The sequence below is a fragment of the Streptomyces bicolor genome (assembly GCF_000719285.1).
GTDB lineage: Bacteria > Actinomycetota > Actinomycetes > Streptomycetales > Streptomycetaceae > Streptomyces > Streptomyces bicolor.
Window position 1 is genome coordinate 1 of the sequence record NZ_JOFS01000030.1, and the last position, 17,668, is coordinate 17,668.

Annotated in this window: 13 protein-coding genes and 1 pseudogene; 6 read left to right on the forward strand and 8 right to left on the reverse strand. The window is 69.9% G+C overall.

The features are described from left to right. Nucleotides 1–191 precede the first annotated feature (191 nt). A complete protein-coding gene (locus IF78_RS0131655) occupies nucleotides 192–758 on the reverse strand; it encodes a hypothetical protein (protein ID WP_031487822.1) in 567 nt (188 codons plus the stop codon). Nucleotides 759–793: 35 nt separating this feature from the next. Further along, nucleotides 794–2,515 carry a S8 family peptidase gene (locus tag IF78_RS0131660; RefSeq protein WP_031487823.1) on the reverse strand — a complete coding sequence of 574 codons (1,722 nt, stop codon included), beginning with the start codon at nucleotides 2,513–2,515 and terminating at the stop codon, nucleotides 794–796. A 310-nt stretch (nucleotides 2,516–2,825) separates the two neighbouring features. Between IF78_RS0131660 and IF78_RS0131665 the strand changes: the two genes are divergently transcribed. Then, nucleotides 2,826–3,800, forward strand: coding sequence for an SMP-30/gluconolactonase/LRE family protein (locus IF78_RS0131665; protein WP_031487824.1), 975 nt, complete (start codon nucleotides 2,826–2,828; stop codon nucleotides 3,798–3,800). Nucleotides 3,801–3,900: 100 nt separating this feature from the next. On the opposite strand, the gene IF78_RS0131670 is transcribed toward IF78_RS0131665, so the two are convergent. Beyond that, on the reverse strand, nucleotides 3,901–4,830 hold the full coding sequence (locus tag IF78_RS0131670; RefSeq protein WP_031487825.1) for a PAC2 family protein: 930 nt from the start codon (nucleotides 4,828–4,830) through the stop codon (nucleotides 3,901–3,903). Nucleotides 4,831–4,988: 158 nt separating this feature from the next. Then, a complete protein-coding gene (locus IF78_RS0131675) occupies nucleotides 4,989–5,660 on the reverse strand; it encodes a FadR/GntR family transcriptional regulator (RefSeq protein ID WP_031487826.1) in 672 nt (223 codons plus the stop codon). Nucleotides 5,661–5,814: 154 nt separating this feature from the next. Between IF78_RS0131675 and IF78_RS0131680 the strand changes: the two genes are divergently transcribed. The 3 genes and pseudogenes from IF78_RS0131680 (at nucleotide 5,815) to IF78_RS49870 (ending at nucleotide 7,091) form a co-directional block, all read left to right on the forward strand. Beyond that, a complete protein-coding gene (locus IF78_RS0131680) occupies nucleotides 5,815–6,147 on the forward strand; it encodes an ArsR/SmtB family transcription factor (RefSeq protein ID WP_031487827.1) in 333 nt (110 codons plus the stop codon). Between the two features lie 70 nt (nucleotides 6,148–6,217). Beyond that, nucleotides 6,218–6,463, forward strand: a pseudogene (locus IF78_RS50970) (LLM class flavin-dependent oxidoreductase); the annotation flags it as partial. A gap of 223 nt (nucleotides 6,464–6,686) precedes the next feature. Further along, complete coding sequence (locus IF78_RS49870; RefSeq protein WP_234440000.1) at nucleotides 6,687–7,091, forward strand: LLM class oxidoreductase; 405 nt, start codon at nucleotides 6,687–6,689, stop codon at nucleotides 7,089–7,091. A 194-nt stretch (nucleotides 7,092–7,285) separates the two neighbouring features. Here the strand turns inward: IF78_RS49870 and IF78_RS0131690 are convergent, their stop codons facing one another. The 4 genes from IF78_RS0131690 to IF78_RS0131705 all read right to left on the reverse strand — a co-directional run bounded on the left by IF78_RS0131690 (nucleotide 7,286) and on the right by IF78_RS0131705 (nucleotide 12,556). After that, the gene (locus IF78_RS0131690) at nucleotides 7,286–8,902 is read right to left on the reverse strand and encodes a glycerol-3-phosphate dehydrogenase/oxidase (protein WP_031487828.1); all 1,617 of its coding nucleotides are present in this window, start codon (nucleotides 8,900–8,902) and stop codon (nucleotides 7,286–7,288) included. 77 nt (nucleotides 8,903–8,979) lie between these two features. Next, entirely contained in the window at nucleotides 8,980–10,521 is a 1,542-nt protein-coding gene (glpK, locus tag IF78_RS0131695) for a glycerol kinase GlpK (RefSeq protein ID WP_031487829.1), read from the reverse strand. A gap of 97 nt (nucleotides 10,522–10,618) precedes the next feature. Further along, complete coding sequence (locus tag IF78_RS0131700; RefSeq protein ID WP_031487830.1) at nucleotides 10,619–11,413, reverse strand: MIP/aquaporin family protein; 795 nt, start codon at nucleotides 11,411–11,413, stop codon at nucleotides 10,619–10,621. A gap of 378 nt (nucleotides 11,414–11,791) precedes the next feature. Then, nucleotides 11,792–12,556, reverse strand: a complete 765-nt coding sequence (locus tag IF78_RS0131705; protein ID WP_031487831.1) for an IclR family transcriptional regulator — start codon at nucleotides 12,554–12,556, stop codon at nucleotides 11,792–11,794. A 294-nt stretch (nucleotides 12,557–12,850) separates the two neighbouring features. Here IF78_RS0131705 and metH point away from each other — a divergent pair, with 294 nt between their 5' ends. Both metH and IF78_RS0131715 read left to right on the forward strand, forming a co-directional pair. Next, nucleotides 12,851–16,369, forward strand: a complete 3,519-nt coding sequence (gene metH, locus IF78_RS0131710; RefSeq protein WP_031487832.1) for a methionine synthase — start codon at nucleotides 12,851–12,853, stop codon at nucleotides 16,367–16,369. Between the two features lie 183 nt (nucleotides 16,370–16,552). After that, nucleotides 16,553–17,248, forward strand: coding sequence for an HAD family hydrolase (locus IF78_RS0131715; RefSeq protein WP_031487833.1), 696 nt, complete (start codon nucleotides 16,553–16,555; stop codon nucleotides 17,246–17,248). The last annotated feature ends 420 nt before the right edge of the window (nucleotides 17,249–17,668 follow it).

Here is a 17,668-nt window from a genome sequence, read left to right on the forward strand (position 1 = left end):
CGCGCGAGCCGAGCGAAGCTCGGTTCGAGCGTGGGGGAGGAGCCACGTGGGCGGTTCGGCAACGCAGCGAGCGTGCGTGCCAGGCGTCGCCGGGCAGGCAGGAATTTGACGACTGGGCCTAGCGACCGGAGCATGAGAGAGGGGCGCTTCCTCCCCGCGGGTGGAAGCGCCCCCTGTGGTTCAGGTGCCGGTCATATCCGCTGGATCCGTACGCTGCGCAGGACGCTCGGCGACTGGGTGTCCCAGATGCCGATCACCTGGTGGCCGAACGCGAAGGCCTGCTGGATCTGCTGGTGGATCTGCGGGTTCGGGTTGTTGAGAACCCGGAACTGGTTGTTGATGCGCAGGAAGATCTGGTGCGGCTGCCCCTGGAGCGGATGGACGACGTCGACGAAGCCGTTCGCCACACCGGAGGCGAGCGCCTGGGCCTGCACCTGCTGGACGACCTGTTGAACCGCCGCCAGCGTGACCTGCTGGAGCTGCTGCTGCATCTGCTGCTCGGCCTGCTGCGCCTGCTGGTCCTGCTGGGTGCCGAAAGGCTGGCCCAGCTGCTGCAGCAGCTGCTGGAACGGCTGCTGCTGGCCGAGCTGCTGGAGCTGCTCCAGCGAGCCGCTCATGCCGTACGGCTGCTGCTGGCCGAGGCCCTGCTGGCCGTAGCCCTGCTGCTGCCCGAACGGCTGCTGCTGGTACGGCGACGTGCTGGGGTACTGCTGGCCTTGCTGTTGTCCCATGTGACTCATCTGCGGGGTGGTGCTCATGCGGGTGTCACCTTCCCTTGATGTGATGGGCTGTGTCAGCCGGTGATCACCAGGCCGACGATCTCGTCGTCCGAGAACCACACTCGGACATCGGGCCGTCCCCCCGCGAAGGCGGTATGGACCGCCTGGCGGATCTCCGGGGACGGATGATTGAGGTTCCGCCACTCGCCGGCTACGAACAGCCGGAGCCTGGGCGGAAGTTCACGCGGATACGGCAGCAACTCGTCCCAGTACCGCTCGGCCTTGCCCGAGCCGACCGCCTGCGGCATCAGATGGGTGACCGCCGCCTTGATGTCGGGCCGGTTGCCGATCCGCTGGGAGGCGGGGCGGCCCGGCGCGTCCTGCTGCGGGGAACCCGTCGCCCGCAGCACCGCACGCGCCTGCTCGGGGGACATCGGCTGCTGGCCGGCCGCCTTGAGCATGCCCTGCAGCGCGGCCAGCGCGCCGACCACCACCGGGGAGGCGGACGATGTCCCCGAGAACGTGTCCGTGTACCAGGCGATCTCCTCGGGCCCGCCCTGCAGATCGCCGGGCCGGTCCCAGAAGCCGCCGGTCGTCGTCACCTCGCGCCCCCAGCCCTGGGCGTCCACCCGGGCGCCGTAGTTGGAGAACGCGAGCCGTGAGCGGTCCGGGCCGTGGTCGCGGCCGTGCGTGCCGGGCGGCGGGGCGCCCGCGCCGACCAGGACGGCGCCGGAGGACGGGTTGGACGGGTTGAACGGGTTGCGCCACGACTCGGGGAATTCGTCCGGGCGGCGCTCGTAGACGGCGTCGTCGAGCGACTCGGCGCCGTTGCCCGCGGCCGCCACCACGAGGACGCCCCTGGCGGTGGCGTGGCGGACGGCGGCGAGGTCGTCCGGCCACCACTCGAGCGGGATGTAGCCGCGCTGGTCGTCGCGCTCGGCGTACTCGAACCGGGGTCCCGGGCGGTGCAATTCGATCAGCACGATGTCGCCGGGGCTCAGCCGGTCGGCCGCCGCGTGGATCGCGGCCGCCGTGCCGATGCCCTGGAAGGACGCGGCCGCGGTCACCGTCTCCGGCGCGATGCCGGTGATGCCGTACTCGCCCGGGTCGCCGCCGATCACCCCGATCACGGCGGTGCCGTGGTTGCGCCAGGCCAGGTCGGTCAGCGGGGTGCCGACGACGACGCCGGCCAGCTTGCCGGCCAGGTCCTCGTGGCCCAGCTGCCAGGAGCCCTCCACGTCGATCACGGTCACGCCCTGACCGGCGCCACCGGGCCGCTGCCAGGCCCAGTGGGCGTCGACGCCCTCGGGCGCCGACCGCAGATACCCTTGCCGGCCGCTGTAGTCGGGCGTGACGGGCGCGCCCTCCTTCAGGCGCCCGTCCTCGCCGATCTGCCCGATCGAGGCCGGCACCGCGCCCGGCTTCACATACGCCGTGTCGATCCCCGGCAGCGCGGCGATGCGCGCCCGCAGCTCCTCGGCGCGCCGCTCACCGCCGCGCACCCGGTAGAACAGCGCGAGGTCGGGCACGTCGTCGGTGCCGGCCGCCTGCTGGAGGCGCTCCTCGCTGCCGAACAGCGGCTCCAGCGCGAGTTGTTCGTCATTGAGGAACATGTTGAGGGCCGAGACGTCGGCGCCCGCCGCCGAACGCACACCCTCGGCCTGGGCACGCAGCCGGGCCTCGGGACGGGCGACGACGATCAGTTCCCGCTCGGCTCCTCGATAGGTGAATCCCGCTCCGTCAGGCCCCGGCCCGGACGTTCCCGGGCCCTGCGCCGGTTGTGCCTGGTCGGTCATCGTCTGCCGCTCCCTTCGGTCCTGCGGGTACCAAGTGCGGGTGGTGCGGCGCGCCTTCGCAGGACAACCAAGCACGCCCGGCCCGGTCCGTCCAGACTTATTTCGCCAAGTCGGTTTGGAACAAGTTGAATTGGGCACCGTGTGCAATCCGGCCTGAAAGACATGTCACGCCATAATCGGGCCAGATGCTGTCCAGTCGCTGTCGAGGGGCTGCCTCCCGCTGCAGAGGCGGTCGGCGTGTGATGGGGTGGAGGAGTCAGTTGACCGTTGGACCAGCCGTCGGCCGGTCCTGTCCGCGGAAGGACGCACCGTGGCCCCCGAACACCGCTCCTTCGCACCTCAGCTCACCCGCCGCAGACTCCTCGCGGCCGGTGCCGCCACCGCCGGCGCCGTACTCGCCGGGTCCGCCGGCACCTCCGCCGCGGCGGCCGAGAAGACCCGGCCCGCCGTGATCCACCTCCCGAACGGCTTCCGCCCGGAGGGCATCACCATCGGCGGCGGACCGTACGCCTACCTCGGCTCCCTCGGTGACGGCTCGATCTACCGCGCCGACCTGCGCACCGGCGAGGGCTCGATCATCTCGACCGGCCCGAGCACGCCGTCGGTCGGCCTCAAACTCGATCACCGGGGACGCCTGTTCGTCGCCGGACGCGGCCAGGGCGCCCGCGTCGTGGACGCCCGCACGGGCGAGATCCTCGCCTCGTACGTCCTCACCACGGCGACCCCGACCTTCGCCAACGACGTGTTCCTGACCCCGCGCACGGCCTGGTTCACCGACTCCTACCAGCCCGCGCTGTACGCCCTGCCGCTCGGCCGGCACGGCGAGCTGCCGGACGCGCAGGACGTCGTACGGATCACCCTGGGCGGCGACTGGAGCCAGGTCGCCGGCGAGGTCGTCAACGCCAACGGCATCACCGGCACCCCCGACGGCTCGGCCCTCCTCGTCGTGCAGTCCGGCGTCGGCGGCCTGCATCGCGTGCATCCGCGCACCGGCGTCACGCAGCGCGTCGACCTCGCCGACGCCGCCCCGCTCACCAACGGCGACGGCCTGTTGCTGGTCGGGCGGACGCTGTACGTCGTGCAGAACCGGCAGAACGCGATCGACGTGTTCAAGCTCGCCGCCGACGGCCGCAGCGGCGTCTTCCAGCGCCGCATCACCGACCCGCTCTTCGACGTGCCGACGACGGTGGCCGCGTACCGGGGCCGGCTCTACCTGCCCAACGCGCGCTTCACGACGTCGCCGACGCCGGAGACGACGTACGACGTGATCTCGGTGCCCGTCTGACACGGGTGCGGCTTGGGAGACAGGAGGGATCTGGGTGACAGCAGAGGGCGGTGCACATCAATGGTGCACCGCCCTCGTCCGACTCCCGGTTCCGAGCGCCTCAGTCCTCCGACGAGTCCTCGTCCTCGTCCTTGCCGCCGGGCTTCGGCGGCATCGGCGGACGCGTACGGTCCTCGGCCGACGGACCGCCGCCGTCCCGCCTGCGCAGATACCGCTCGAACTCGCGGGCGATCGCCTCGCCCGACGCCTCCGGCAGCTCCGCGGTGTCCCGGGCCTCCTCCAGCGTCTGCACGTACTCCGCGACCTCGCTGTCCTCGGCGGCCAGCTGGTCCACGCCGACCTGCCAGGCGCGCGCGTCCTCGGGCAGCTCGCCCAGCGGGATGCGTACCTCGATCAGGTCCTCCAGCCGGTTGAGCAGGGCCAGCGTCGCCTTCGGGTTGGGCGGCTGCGAGACGTAGTGCGGTACGGCGGCCCAGAGGCTGACCGCCGGCACGCCCGCGTGCGTGCACGCCTCCTGAAGGACGCCGACGATGCCCGTCGGCCCCTCGTACTTGGTCTCCTCGAGATCCATCCTGCGGGCCAGGTCCGTGTCGGACGTGGTCCCGCTGATCGGAACCGGACGCGTGTGCGGGGTGTCGCCGAGCAGGGCGCCCAGGATGACCACCAGCTCCACGCCCAGTTCGTGCGCGAAGCCGAGGAGCTCGTTGCAGAACGAGCGCCACCGCATGGACGGTTCGATACCTCGGACGAGTACGAGATCACGCGGCTTCTCGCCGCCCACCCGGACGACCGACAACCTTGTCGTCGGCCAAGTGATCTTCCTTACTCCGTCGTCCATCCACACCGTGGGGCGGTTCACCTGGAAGTCGTAGTAGTCCTCGGCGTCCAGCGCCGCGAACACCTCGCCCTTCCACTCCCTGTCCAGATGCGCGACCGCGGTGGAGGCGGCGTCGCCGGCATCGTTCCAGCCCTCGAACGCGGCCACCATGACCGGGTCGATCAGCTCGGGAACCCCCTCGAGCTCGATCACCCAGTGCCTCCTTCCGACGTGCCCTCGCTTGACGACCCAACCTTACGGCGTGCGGCGGGGGCGCCCGCAGCCCCCTGCACGGGGGAGTGAACGGATCACTGCCCCGTTCGCCACCTCGGAACACCCCGTCAGAGATCCGAGGTCCAGCGTGCGGTGGCTCACAGCGTCGACCGCAGCCACTGCTCCACGCTCGCGATGTGCACGGTCGCCCACGACCGCGCCGCCTCCGCGTCCCGGTCGCGCAGCGCCGCGAGGATCGCCCGGTGTTCGTGCAGGGTCCGGCTGACCGCGTCCTCCTGGGTCAGCCCCCGCCAGATGCGCGCCCGCGTCGTCGGCCCCGAGAGCCCGTCCAGCAGCGAGCACAGCACCGAGTTCCCGGAGCTCTGCACGATGCCCCGGTGGAACTCCAGGTCGCAGGCGACGAGTTCCTCCACCGAGGGATCGGTGCCGAGCTTGTCCAACTGGTTCGCCAGCGCGTCCAGCTGCTGCTCGCTGATCCGGGCGGCGGCCATCGCCGTGGCGGCCGGCTCAAGGATGCGGCGGACGGCGAGGAACTCCAGGACCGTGTCGTCGCGGTGGAAGTCGACGACGAAACTCAGCGCCTCCAGCAGCAGCTGCGGGTCGAGGCTCGTGACGTAGGTGCCGTCGCCCTGCCGTACGTCCAGGATCCGGATCAGCGACAGGGCCCGTACGGCCTCCCGCAGGGAGTTGCGGGACAGCCCCAGTTCGGCGGCCAGCTCGCTCTCCTTGGGAAGCCGGTCGCCGGGGCGCAGCGCGCCGGAGACGATCATGCCTTTGATCTTCTCGATCGCCTCGTCGGTGACTGCCATGGCGCGCCTCCCTGTCGTTCCGTTGTGGTGCGGGACATCGGGCGGAATGTCGCGAAGGATCCGATTCAAGACGTCCGATGTCTCAGCCACATTATGGGGCCTGCCCGGTTGCGCTGAAGTTCCCGATCTCCGCACCGCCCTATACTCCGGACCCATGGCCGACGCTGCGCTCTCACCGGATGCGGATCTGGTCGGCGCTCTGAAGGCGCTGGCCAACCCCGTGCGGTTGCAGCTGCTGGTGTGGCTGCGTGAGCCGGAACGGCACTTCTCGCAGTACGAGGCGATCGTGGATCCCGCCGAGGTGGGGGTGTGTGTGAGCCACATCCAGGCCAAGGCCGGGCTGGCGCAGTCGACGGTGTCGGCGTACATGGCGGAGCTGCAGCGGGCGGGGCTGGTGCGGGCGACGCGGGTGGGTAAGTGGACCCACTACAAGCGGGACGAGGAGCGCATCGCCGAGCTGGTGGCCCAACTCGGGCGGACTCTCTAGCGGTTGGGGTGTGTCGTGCGAGACCGCCCCCTGTTGCGCTTCATATCGAGAATCTGCGATATTTCGATGCATGAAGAACCTGGGGACCTTCGGCATCTACACCTTCGACTTCGAGCACCAGCCCGCCGCGTTGGTGCGCGACTCGGTACAGGAACTGGAGCAACTTGGATGGCGGGCCGTGTGGTTCCCCGAGGTGGGCGGGCGTGAGGCCCTCACCCAGGCCGGGTATCTGCTCTCCTGCACCGAACGGCTGCACGTGGTCAACGGCATCGCGCAGATCTGGTCCCGTGAGGCGGGCGCGACGCAGGCCGCGAGCGCCCTGCTGGCCGACGCCTACCCGGGACGGCATGTCCTGGGCCTGGGATTCGGCGGCGCGCGGAGGCCGGGCGTGAAACCCCTCGCCGCCATGGCCGGCTATCTCGACGAACTGGACACCCACGCCAAGGAGTCATCCAACCCGGCACCGCGAACCCCCGTCCGCCGTCTCCTCGCCGCCTACGGCCCCAAGATGCTCGCCCTGGCCAGGGACCGCTCCGCCGGTGCCCCACACCTGCCACGTCAACACGGCCCACACCGCCCAGGCCAGGGAGATCCTCGGCCCCGACGCGTTCCTCGGCGTGGAGCACGCGGTGCTCTTCGAGCCGGACCCGGGCAAGGCCCGCGCGACGGCGCGCGAGCATCTGCACCCGTACCTCAACACCCCTTACAACGTCGCCAAGTTCCGCCGTCTCGGCTACACGGACGACGAGATCGCGCACGGCGGCAGCGACCGTCTGGTGGACGACCTCGTGTTCTGGGGGGACGTGGACACCGTGGCGGACAAGCTCCGCGCCCACGTCCAGGCGGGCGCGGACCATGTCGCCGTACAGGTCATCGGCACCGAACCGGGCAGTTCCGCGATGCCGCACTGGCGGCGGCTGGGTGAGGCGCTGCTTCCTCAATAGGCCCTGAGCCGCGGCGTATTTCAAGGGGCATGCGAAAGGGGCGGCTCCGTCGGCGGGGAGCCGCCCCTTCCGGTGGTGGCCGGCCCCGGTGCGGATGGGGCCGCCCTCGTGCGGTCCGGCCCGGTCAGGGGAGTGGCCGAACCTTGCGCCGCGGGAGGCTCATCCGGCGAAAACCTCCCTCGGCGCTCTCGAGGTCACTTCTTGTCGAGCAGGTCCCGCACCTTCGCGCGGACGTCGTCCGTCGCCAGACCCCGGATCGTCAGCGTCGTACGGCGGCGCAGCACGTCGTCCGGCGTCTCGGCCCACTCGTTGTCGCGGGCGTAGACGACCTGGGCCCAGATCTCCGGGGCGTCCGGGTGGACGCGCTCGCCCAGCTCGGGGTTCTCGTTGGCGATGCGGGCGATGTCGAAGGCCAGGGAGCCGTAGTGGGTCGCCAGGTGCTTCGCCGTGTCGGCTGCCATGCGCGGACCCGGCGCCGGGCGGTCGGTCAGCAGGCGGTGGGCCACCGCGCGCGGGTTGGCGATGCCCGGCAGCGGCAGCTTCTTCGGCAGCGAGGCGATCGGCTCGAAGTCGTCGCCCAGCGGGGCGCCCGGCAGCGCCTCCAGCTTCTTCATGATCGTGCGGCCGATGTGGCGGAAGGTGGTCCACTTGCCGCCCGCGACGGACAGCATGCCGCCCTTGCCCTCGGTCACGACGGTCTCGCGCTTGGCCTTCGCCGTGTCACCGGGGCCACCCGGCAGCACACGCAGGCCCGCGAAGGCGTAGGTGATCAGATCCCGGTCGAGCTGCTGGTCCCGGATGGAGAACGCGGCCTCGTCCAGGATCTGGGCTATGTCCTTGTCGTTGACCGCGACATCCGCCGGGTCGCCCTCGAACTCCTCGTCCGTGGTGCCCAGCAGCAGCATGTCCTCCCACGGCAGGGCGAACGTGATGCGGTACTTGTCGATCGGGGTGGCGAGCGCCGCCTTCCAGGGCGAGGTCCGCTTGAGGACCAGATGCGCGCCCTTCGACAGGCGGATCGACGGGGCGGCGTCCGGGTCCTCCATCTTGCGCAGGTGGTCGACCCACGGGCCGGTCGCGTTCAGCACGAGACGGGCGTTCACCCCGAACTCGTCACCGGACAGGCGGTCCTTGAGGTCGGCGCCGGTCACCCGGCCCTTGGTGAAGCGCAGGCCGGTGACCTCGGCGTGGTTGAGCACGACCGCGCCCGCCTCGACGGCCGCGCGGACCGTCATCAGCGCCATGCGCGCGTCGTTCATCTGGTCGTCGCCGTACACGGCCACGGCCTTGAGGTTCTCGGTGCGCAGCTCGGGCACGTCCTGGGCCGCCTTGGCGGGGGACAGGAGGTGGCCGACGCCGTCACCGAACGCGGAGAGCGCGGAGTAGGCGAAGACGCCCGCCCCGAGCTTCGCGGCGCCGTGCGGCCCGCCCTTGTACACGGGGAGGTAGAACGTGAGCGGGTTCGCCAGGTGGGGGGCCACCTGGCGGGAGACCGCACGGCGCTCGAAGTGGTTCTCCGCCACCAGCTTCACCGCGCCGGTCTGCAGGTAGCGCAGACCGCCGTGGAGCAACTTGGAGGAGGCGGAGGAGGTGGCGCCGGCGAAGTCGCCGGCGTCGACCAGAGCCACCCTGAGGCCGGACTGCGCGGCGTGCCAGGCGGTGGAGATGCCCAGGATGCCGCCGCCGATCACGAGAAGGTCGTACGACGCCTTGGCGAGCTGCTCCCGGGTCTCGGCGCGGCTCGGGTTGGAGCCGGAGGCCGGGCGCGTCCCGAGGGCAGGCACGGACTGCAGGGTGGACTGACTGGTCATGTCGGGTTGTTACTCCTCATCAGAGCTCGCGTCGGAGCTGGCAGAGCCGTCGGGGACGTCTCTGTCGTGGACGTCTGTCAGCTCTCGTCGTCCTCGAGCCAGCCCATGGTCCGGTCGACGGCCTTGAGCCAGCTCTTGTACTCACGGTCGCGGGTCTCCGCGTCCATGCGGGGGGTCCACTCGGCGGCCCGGCGCCAGTTGGCGCGCAGGTCGTCGGTGCTGTTCCAGAAGCCGACGGCGAGACCGGCGGCGTAGGCGGCGCCGAGGCAGGTGGTCTCGGCGACCATCGGGCGCACCACGGGGGCGTCCAGGACGTCGGAGAGCGTCTGCATCAGCAGGTTGTTGGCGGTCATGCCGCCGTCGACCTTGAGGGTCACCAGCTCGACGCCGGAGTCCTTGACCATGGCGTCGGCGATCTCCCGCGTCTGCCAGGCGGTGGCCTCCAGGACGGCACGCGCGAGGTGCGCCTTGGTGACGTACCGGGTCAGACCGGCGATCACACCGCGGGCGTCGGAACGCCAGTGCGGGGCGAACAGGCCGGAGAAGGCCGGCACGAAGTAGGCGCCGCCGTTGTCCTCGACCGACAGCGCGAGCGTCTCGATCTCGGCCGCGGTGGAGATCAGGCCCATCTGGTCGCGCATCCACTGCACCAGGGAGCCGGTGACGGCGATCGAGCCCTCCAGGGCGTAGACCGTGTCCTGCTCGCCGATCTTGTAGCCGACGGTGGTCAGCAGACCCGCGTACGAGTTGATGATCTTGTCACCGGTGTTCATCACCATGAAGGTGCCGGTGCCGTACGTCGACTTGGTCTCGCCCTCGGCGAAGCAGGTCTGGCCGAACAGGGCCGCCTGCTGGTCACCGAGCGCGGAGGCGACCGGGATGCCGCCGAGCAGGTCGCCCAGCTTGCCGCCGGTGATCTCGCCGTAGACCTCGGCGGAGGAGCGGATCTCGGGCAGGATCTGCATCGGCACGCCGATGGACTCGCAGATCTTCTCGTCCCACTCCGTGTTGTGCAGGTTCATCAGCATGGTGCGGGAGGCGTTGGTGACGTCCGTGACGTGCTTGCCGCCGTTGACACCGCCGGTCAGGTTCCAGATGACCCAGGTGTCCATGGTGCCGAAGAGGATGTCGCCGGCCTCGGCGCGCTCCTTGAGGCCCTCGACGTTGTCCAGCAGCCAGCGGGCCTTGGGACCGGCGAAGTAGGAGGCGAGGGGAAGACCGGTCTCGCGGCGGAAGCGGTCCTGGCCGACGTTGCGGCCGAGCTCCCTGCAGAGCGCGTCGGTGCGGGTGTCCTGCCAGACGATGGCGTTGTGGACGGGCTCACCGGTGTTCTTGTCCCACAGCACGGTGGTCTCGCGCTGGTTGGTGATGCCGATGGCCTTGATGTCGTCGCGGGTGATGCCGGCCTTGGCGATGGCTCCGGCGACGACCTCCTGGACGTTGGTCCAGATCTCGGTGGCGTTGTGCTCGACCCAGCCCGGCTTCGGGAAGATCTGCTCGTGCTCCTTCTGGTCGACGGAGACGATACGGCCGTCGCGGTCGAAGACGATGCAGCGGGAAGAGGTGGTGCCCTGGTCGATGGCGGCGATGAAGGGGCCGGCGGTGTGCGCGTCGGTCACTGTCTACTCCTGGAAGTTCCGTGGTTATGGGGCTTTACGTACGGCGCGTGCTGAGAGTTTCGGTGCTTCTCACTCGAACGGGTGAAGCTCGGTACTCCTAAGCAAAAGCGACGTTGTAGATGCCTGCGGCGATCGCCGCGCCGATCAGCGGACCGACGACCGGGATCCAGGCGTAGCCCCAGTCGGAACCGCCCTTGTTGGGCAGGGGCAGAAGGGCGTGCACGATACGCGGACCGAGGTCACGGGCCGGGTTGATCGCGTAGCCGGTCGGGCCGCCGAGGGACAGACCGATCGAGACGACGACGAGCGCGACGATCAGTGCGCCGATCGGGCCGAGGCCGTCGCCGTTGTTGTTGAGGCCCTGCGTGAGGATGGCGAGCACCAGCACGACCGTGCCGATGATCTCCGTGAGCAGGTTCTGCACCACGTTCCGGATCTCGGGGCCGGTGGAGAAGATGCCCAGGACCGGGCCGGCGCCCGTCTCCTGAGCCTCGACTGCCTTGGCCTCGGTGGCCTGCGCACCCGGACCGCCGACGATCTCCTTGTCGGTGAGGTGGGCGTGGAACTGGCCGTAGTAGGCGACCCAGACCAGAGTCGCACCGATCATGGCGCCGAGGAGCTGTCCGGCGAGGTACGCCGGAACGTTGCTCCAGTCGTTGTCCTTGATCGCCAGGGCGACCGTCACGGCCGGGTTCAGGTGGGCGCCGGACAGCGGCGCCGACGTGTAGACCGCCGTGAGCACTGCGAAGCCCCACCCGAAGGTGATGGCGAGCCAGCCGGCGTTGCGGGCCTTCGAGGCCTTGAGCGTCACGGCCGCGCAGACGCCGCCGCCGAGCAGGATGAGTATGGCGGTACCGATGGTCTCGCCGATGAAGATGTCGGAGCTGGACACCCGCGACTCCTTTGTCCTTCGTCCAGGGGAAGCCGAACCCCGGGTCCCACCGGTGGTTCGCGTGCCCTCGGGGGTGAGAGCGATGCCGGCCCTTGGCGTTGTCACACTCTAGCGCGTATTGCCGGTAGGTGTTCGACAATGCCGACCGATGGACGGGAGTCTTGCCCCGGCGTCAGGCGCCCGTCAAGGGCTCTGTTATCGAATGCTCGATCGTTATGGGTTGTGTTGATTTATCGACTCTCGCGGGTTCGCCGCATACTGCCGCGTAGGGAACACGGTGCGTGTCTAGCAGGTGGTTTGTCCTGACGTATCAGGACATGGCGACGCCCGGAACGTCCTGCGACGTCCCGGCCGTCACTTTCTCCCCGTAGGGCCGCTTCAGAAGCGCCCGGCGCCCAGATCCCGCGACACCGCGCGGGCACAGTCCCGTACCGCGGCGATCAGCTCGGGGCGCAGCTCGCCGTCCCGGCACAGCCGCTCCACCGCGCCGGTGATGCCGACCGCGCCCACCGGCATACGGCGCCGGTCGTGGATGGGAGCGGCGACCGAGGAGACGCCTTCCCAGGTCTCCTCCACATCGGCGGCGTAGCCACGCGCGCGTGTCATGTCGAGGATGTGCTCGAAGCCGTCCAGCTCGCACACCGTGCGGTCCGTGAAGGCCTTGCGGTCGGCCTCGATCGCCTCGCTGTGCGCGACCGGGTCGTACGCCGACAGGACCTTGCCCAGGGCCGTCGAGTGCAGCGGCTGCATGGCCCCTATCTCCAGCACTTGCCGGCTGTCGTCGGGGCGGAAGACGTGGTGGACGATCAGCACGCCCTGCTGGTGCAGCACGCCCAGATAGACGCTCTCCCCGCTGGAGCGGGCCAGATCGTCCGTCCACACGAGGGCTCGCGCCCGCAGCTCGTGCACGTCCAGATAGGTGGTGCCCAGGCGCAGCAGCTCGGCGCCCAGCTGGTAGCGCCCGGAGGCGTCGTCCTGCTCGACGAAGCCCTCCTGCTGGAGGGTGCGCAGAATGCCGTGGGCGGTGCCCTTGGCGAGGCCCAGCGACGAGGCGATGTCCGACAGGCCGAGGCGTCGCTCGCCGCCCGCGAGGAGCCGCAGCATCGCGGCCGCCCGTTCGAGCGACTGGATGTTCCGTGCCATCGCCGTACTGCCTCCGTCCCCTTCGCCGTCGACCCGCGACGTCGCTGCCGCCGTTCGGCAATGTCGAACACTACCGGTCGATGCCGACCTCCCGCTAATGGTCGGCGCGCATCCGTCCGGTTGTGTTGCGTCACTCGTATACGGCAGTCGGCCCGCCGGTCATCCTCGTCCCGCCCCGTGGACGCCCTGACCATCCGGCGGCGGTCCCGGCTACGCTGGCGGCGTGCGCCCACTGTGGAAGGTTCCACTACCGGGCGCAAAGCCGACAGCCGTCGCACTCCAGGGAGCCCTTACATGGCCTCGTTGCCACCGACCCCTTCAGCCGACAGCCGGACCCGCGTGTCCGCCCTCCGCGAGGCGCTCGCCACCCGAGTGGTGGTCGCCGACGGAGCGATGGGCACCATGCTCCAGGCCCAGGACCCCACCCTCGAGGACTTCGAGAACCTCGAAGGGTGCAACGAGATCCTGAACCTGACCCGGCCGGACATCGTCCGTTCGGTCCATGAGGCGTACTTCGACGCGGGCGTGGACTGCGTCGAGACGAACACGTTCGGCGCGAACTACGCGGCGATGGCCGAGTACGACATCCCCGAGCGTGTCTTCGAGCTGTCCGAGGCGGGCGCCCGTATCGCCCGCGAGACCGCCGACGGCTACGTCACCCGCGACGGACGACAGCGCTGGGTTCTCGGCTCCATCGGCCCGGGCACCAAGCTGCCCACGCTCGGCCACATCGGCTACACCACGATCCGCGACGCCTTCCAGCAGAACGCCGAGGGCCTGATCGCGGGTGGCGCGGACGCGCTGATCGTGGAGACCACCCAGGACCTGCTCCAGACCAAGGCCGCCGTCATCGGCGCCCAGCGCGCCCGGCAGATCTCCGGCCTCGACCTGCCGATCATCGTCTCCGTCACCGTCGAGACGACCGGCACCATGCTGCTCGGCTCCGAGATCGGCGCGGCGCTCACCGCGCTCGAGCCGCTCGGTATCGACATGATCGGCATGAACTGCGCCACCGGTCCCGCGGAGATGAGCGAGCACCTGCGCTACCTCTCCCGGCACTCGCGCATCCCGCTGTCGTGCATGCCGAACGCGGGCCTGCCGGTCCTCGGCAAGGACGGCGCCACCTATCCGCTCAGTGCGTCGGAGCTGGCCGACGCCCACGAGACCTTCGTACGCGACTACGGCCTGTCCCTGGTCGGCGGCTGCTGCGGCACCACCCCCGAGCACCTGCGCCAACTGGTCGAGCGCGTCCGCGACCTCGCCCCGACCGAGCGCGACCCGCGTCCCGAGCCCGGCGCCGCCTCCCTCTACCAGACCGTCCCGTTCCGCCAGGACACCTCCTACCTGGCCATCGGTGAGCGCACCAACGCCAACGGCTCGAAGAAGTTCCGCGAGGCCATGCTGGAGGCCCGCTGGGACGACTGCGTGGAAATGGCCCGCGAGCAGATCCGTGAGGGCGCGCACATGCTCGACCTGTGCGTGGACTACGTCGGCCGTGACGGCGTCGCCGACATGGAGGAGCTGGCCGGCCGCTTCGCGACCGCCTCGACCCTGCCGATCGTCCTGGACTCCACCGAGGTCGACGTCATCCAGGCCGGCCTGGAGAAGCTCGGCGGGCGCGCGGTCATCAACTCCGTCAACTACGAGGACGGCGACGGCCCCGAGTCCCGCTTCGCGAAGGTCACCAAGCTCGCCCAGGAGCACGGCGCCGCCCTGATCGCGCTGACCATCGACGAGGAGGGCCAGGCCCGCACCCCGGAGAAGAAGGTCGAAATCGCCGAACGGCTGATCGAGGACCTCACCGGGAACTGGGGCATCCACGAGTCGGACATCCTCATCGACACCCTGACCTTCACCATCTGCACCGGCCAGGAGGAGTCCCGCGGGGACGGCATCGCCACCATCGAGGCGATCCGCGAACTCAAGCGCCGCCACCCGGATGTGCAGACCACACTCGGCCTGTCGAACATCTCCTTCGGCCTGAACCCGGCCGCGCGCATCCTGCTCAACTCCGTCTTCCTCGACGAGTGCGTCAAGGCCGGCCTCGACTCGGCGATCGTGCACGCCTCGAAGATCCTGCCGATCGCCCGCTTCAGCGAGGAAGAGGTGCAGACGGCCCTCGACCTGATCTACGACCGCCGCGCCGAGGGCTACGACCCGCTGCAGAAGCTGATGGCCCTGTTCGAGGGCGCCACCGCCAAGTCGCTGAAGGCGGGCAAGGCCGAGGAACTGGCCGCCCTGCCGCTTGAGGAGCGTCTCAAGCGCCGCATCATCGACGGCGAGCGCAACGGCCTGGAGGCCGACCTCGACGAGGCGCTGCAGACCACCCCCGCGCTGGACATCGTCAACAACACCCTCCTGGACGGCATGAAGGTGGTCGGTGAGCTGTTCGGCTCCGGCCAGATGCAGCTGCCGTTCGTGCTCCAGTCCGCCGAGGTGATGAAGGCCGCCGTCGCCTACCTCGAGCCGCACATGGAGAAGACGGACGCCGACGGCAAGGGCACCATCGTGCTGGCCACCGTGCGCGGCGACGTGCACGACATCGGCAAGAACCTCGTGGACATCATCCTGTCCAACAACGGCTACAACGTGGTCAACCTCGGCATCAAGCAGCCCGTCTCCGCGATTCTGGAGGCCGCCGAGGAGCACCGGGCCGACGTCATCGGCATGTCCGGCCTGCTGGTGAAGTCCACGGTGATCATGAAGGAGAACCTGGAGGAGCTCAACCAGCGCGGCCTGGCGGCGAATTACCCCGTCATCCTCGGCGGCGCCGCCCTCACGCGCGCGTACGTCGAGCAGGACCTGCACGAGCTGTACGAGGGCGAAGTCCGCTACGCCCGCGACGCGTTCGAGGGCCTGCGCCTGATGGACGCCCTGATCGGCGTCAAGCGGGGCGTGCCCGGCGTGCAGCTGCCCGAGCTCAAGCAGCGCCGGGTCAGGACCGCGGCCACCGCGGCCGTACTCGAGGAGCGGCCCGAGGAAGGCCATGTCCGCTCCGACGTCGCCACCGACAACCCGGTTCCCGAGCCCCCGTTCTGGGGCACCCGCGTCATCAAGGGCATCCAGCTCAAGGAGTACGCCTCCTGGCTCGACGAAGGCGCCCTCTTCAAGGGACAGTGGGGCCTGAAGGAGACCCGCACCGGCGACGGCCCGTCGTACGAGGAACTCGTCGAGAGCGAGGGCCGGCCGCGGCTGCGCGGACTGCTCGACCGGCTCCAGACGGAGAACCTCCTGGAAGCGGCCGTGGTCTACGGCTACTTCCCGTGTGTCTCCAAGGACGACGACCTGATCCTCCTGGACGAGCACGGCAACGAAAGCACCCGGTTCACCTTCCCGCGCCAGCGCCGCGGCCGCCGTCTGTGCCTCGCGGACTTCTTCCGGCCGCAGGAGTCGGGCGAGACGGACGTCGTGGGCCTCCAGGTCGTCACCGTCGGCTCGCGGATCGGGGAGGAGACGGCCCGGCTGTTCGAGTCGAACTCCTACCGCGACTACCTCGAACTGCACGGCCTGTCCGTGCAGCTGGCCGAGGCGCTCGCCGAGTACTGGCACGCGCGCGTGCGTTCCGAGCTCGGCTTCGCCGGTGAGGACCCGGCCGACATCGAGGACATGTTCGCGCTGAAGTACCGCGGCGCCCGCTTCTCCCTCGGCTACGGCGCCTGCCCGAACCTGGAGGACAGGTCCAAGATCGCCGACCTGCTCCAGCCGGAGCGCATCGGCGTCCACCTGTCCGAGGAGTTCCAGCTGCATCCCGAGCAGTCCACCGACGCGATCGTCATCCACCACCCGGAGGCGAAGTACTTCAACGCCCGCTGACGAGCCGCCCGGGGGTCGTGTCGGCGCACGTCGGAACGCCCCCCGACGGTAAACGGGATGTGCCCCGCGCCACGCCGGATAAACGAGGCGCTTCGGTCGAGGCGGACGTACACTGGTCGGTCCACCGCAGGCCGGTTCCCTCGCTGGGAACCGGCCTGATCGTCCCTTCAAGGAGGTATGTGGATGACCAGCACGGTCCCCGCGCCAACAACCCGTACGGCGGACGGCTCGGCCCTCCAGGCCGTCCTCCTCGACATGGACGGAACCCTGGTGGACACCGAGGGCTTCTGGTGGGACGTCGAGGTCGAGATCTTCGCCGGCCTCGGGCACACCCTCGACGAGACCTGGCGCCATGTCGTGGTCGGCGGCCCGATGAGCCGCAGCGCCGGGTTCCTGATCGAGGCCACCGGCGCCGACATCACCCTCGCCGAACTCACGGTGCTCCTCAACGAGGGCTTCGAGGACCGCATCGACCGTGCCCTGCCGCTGATGCCCGGAGCCGCCCGGCTGCTGGCCGAGCTGGCCGAGTACGAGATCCCCACGGCCCTGGTCTCCGCCTCGCACCGGCGCATCATCGACCGTGTGCTCACCTCGCTCGGCCCCCAGCACTTCGCGCTGACCGTCGCCGGCGACGAGGTGCCCCGCACCAAGCCGCACCCGGACCCGTACCTGTACGCCGCCGCCGGGCTCGGCGCCGACCCGGCCCGCTGCGCGGTCGTCGAGGACACGGCCACCGGAGTCGCCGCGGCCGAAGCCGCCGGCTGTCATGTGGTGGCCGTGCCGTCGGTGGCACCCATCACCCCGGCCGCCCGGCGCACCGTGGTGACGTCGCTGGAAGAGGTCGATCTGGCATTTCTGCGCGGCCTGATGGCGGCGTGACAACGGAAATGCGCACGCCGGTTCACGCAGCGTGCAACATCGATAGCGGGGAAATTCCGCAAGGAAATTCGAACCTGCCGGATGGCTGAATTCCGGCGTGACCGAAGACCGTTCAGTTTGTGACGTTCGCCACTTCATTCGGGGTCGGGAGGCATCCCGGGCCATCCCGCCCGCCCGCGACAAAGGACTGTGAACGCGCCCTTGTGTCCCGATTGATGGATCGGTGCACGAATCCTTCCACGGCCAGTCTGCCGGTGTGTCCGCACCCCGTTCCGCTCCGTGACGGACCCTTGACTCCGGTGGCTGCGAACCGCCGCACACGCGCGGACTAATCTCGTCGCGAGAACATCGCACTTACCCCGTGATCGGCCGCGCCACCCCTGCATGCCGGGTACACGGAGTCGACAGCTGGAGAAACCC

Bases quoted from the DNA above. Each gene is read 5' to 3' on its own strand.
- IF78_RS0131660 (WP_031487823.1), bottom strand. From the start codon at position 2,515: ATGACCGACCAGGCACAACCGGCGCAGGGCCCGGGAACGTCCGGGCCG.
- IF78_RS0131715 (WP_031487833.1), top strand. From the start codon at position 16,553: ATGACCAGCACGGTCCCCGCGCCAACAACCCGTACGGCGGACGGCTCG.
- IF78_RS0131655 (WP_031487822.1), bottom strand. From the start codon at position 758: ATGAGCACCACCCCGCAGATGAGTCACATGGGACAACAGCAAGGCCAG.
- metH (WP_031487832.1), top strand. From the start codon at position 12,851: ATGGCCTCGTTGCCACCGACCCCTTCAGCCGACAGCCGGACCCGCGTG.
- IF78_RS0131680 (WP_031487827.1), top strand. From the start codon at position 5,815: ATGGCCGACGCTGCGCTCTCACCGGATGCGGATCTGGTCGGCGCTCTG.
- IF78_RS0131675 (WP_031487826.1), bottom strand. From the start codon at position 5,660: ATGGCAGTCACCGACGAGGCGATCGAGAAGATCAAAGGCATGATCGTC.
- IF78_RS0131705 (WP_031487831.1), bottom strand. From the start codon at position 12,556: ATGGCACGGAACATCCAGTCGCTCGAACGGGCGGCCGCGATGCTGCGG.
- IF78_RS0131690 (WP_031487828.1), bottom strand. From the start codon at position 8,902: ATGACCAGTCAGTCCACCCTGCAGTCCGTGCCTGCCCTCGGGACGCGC.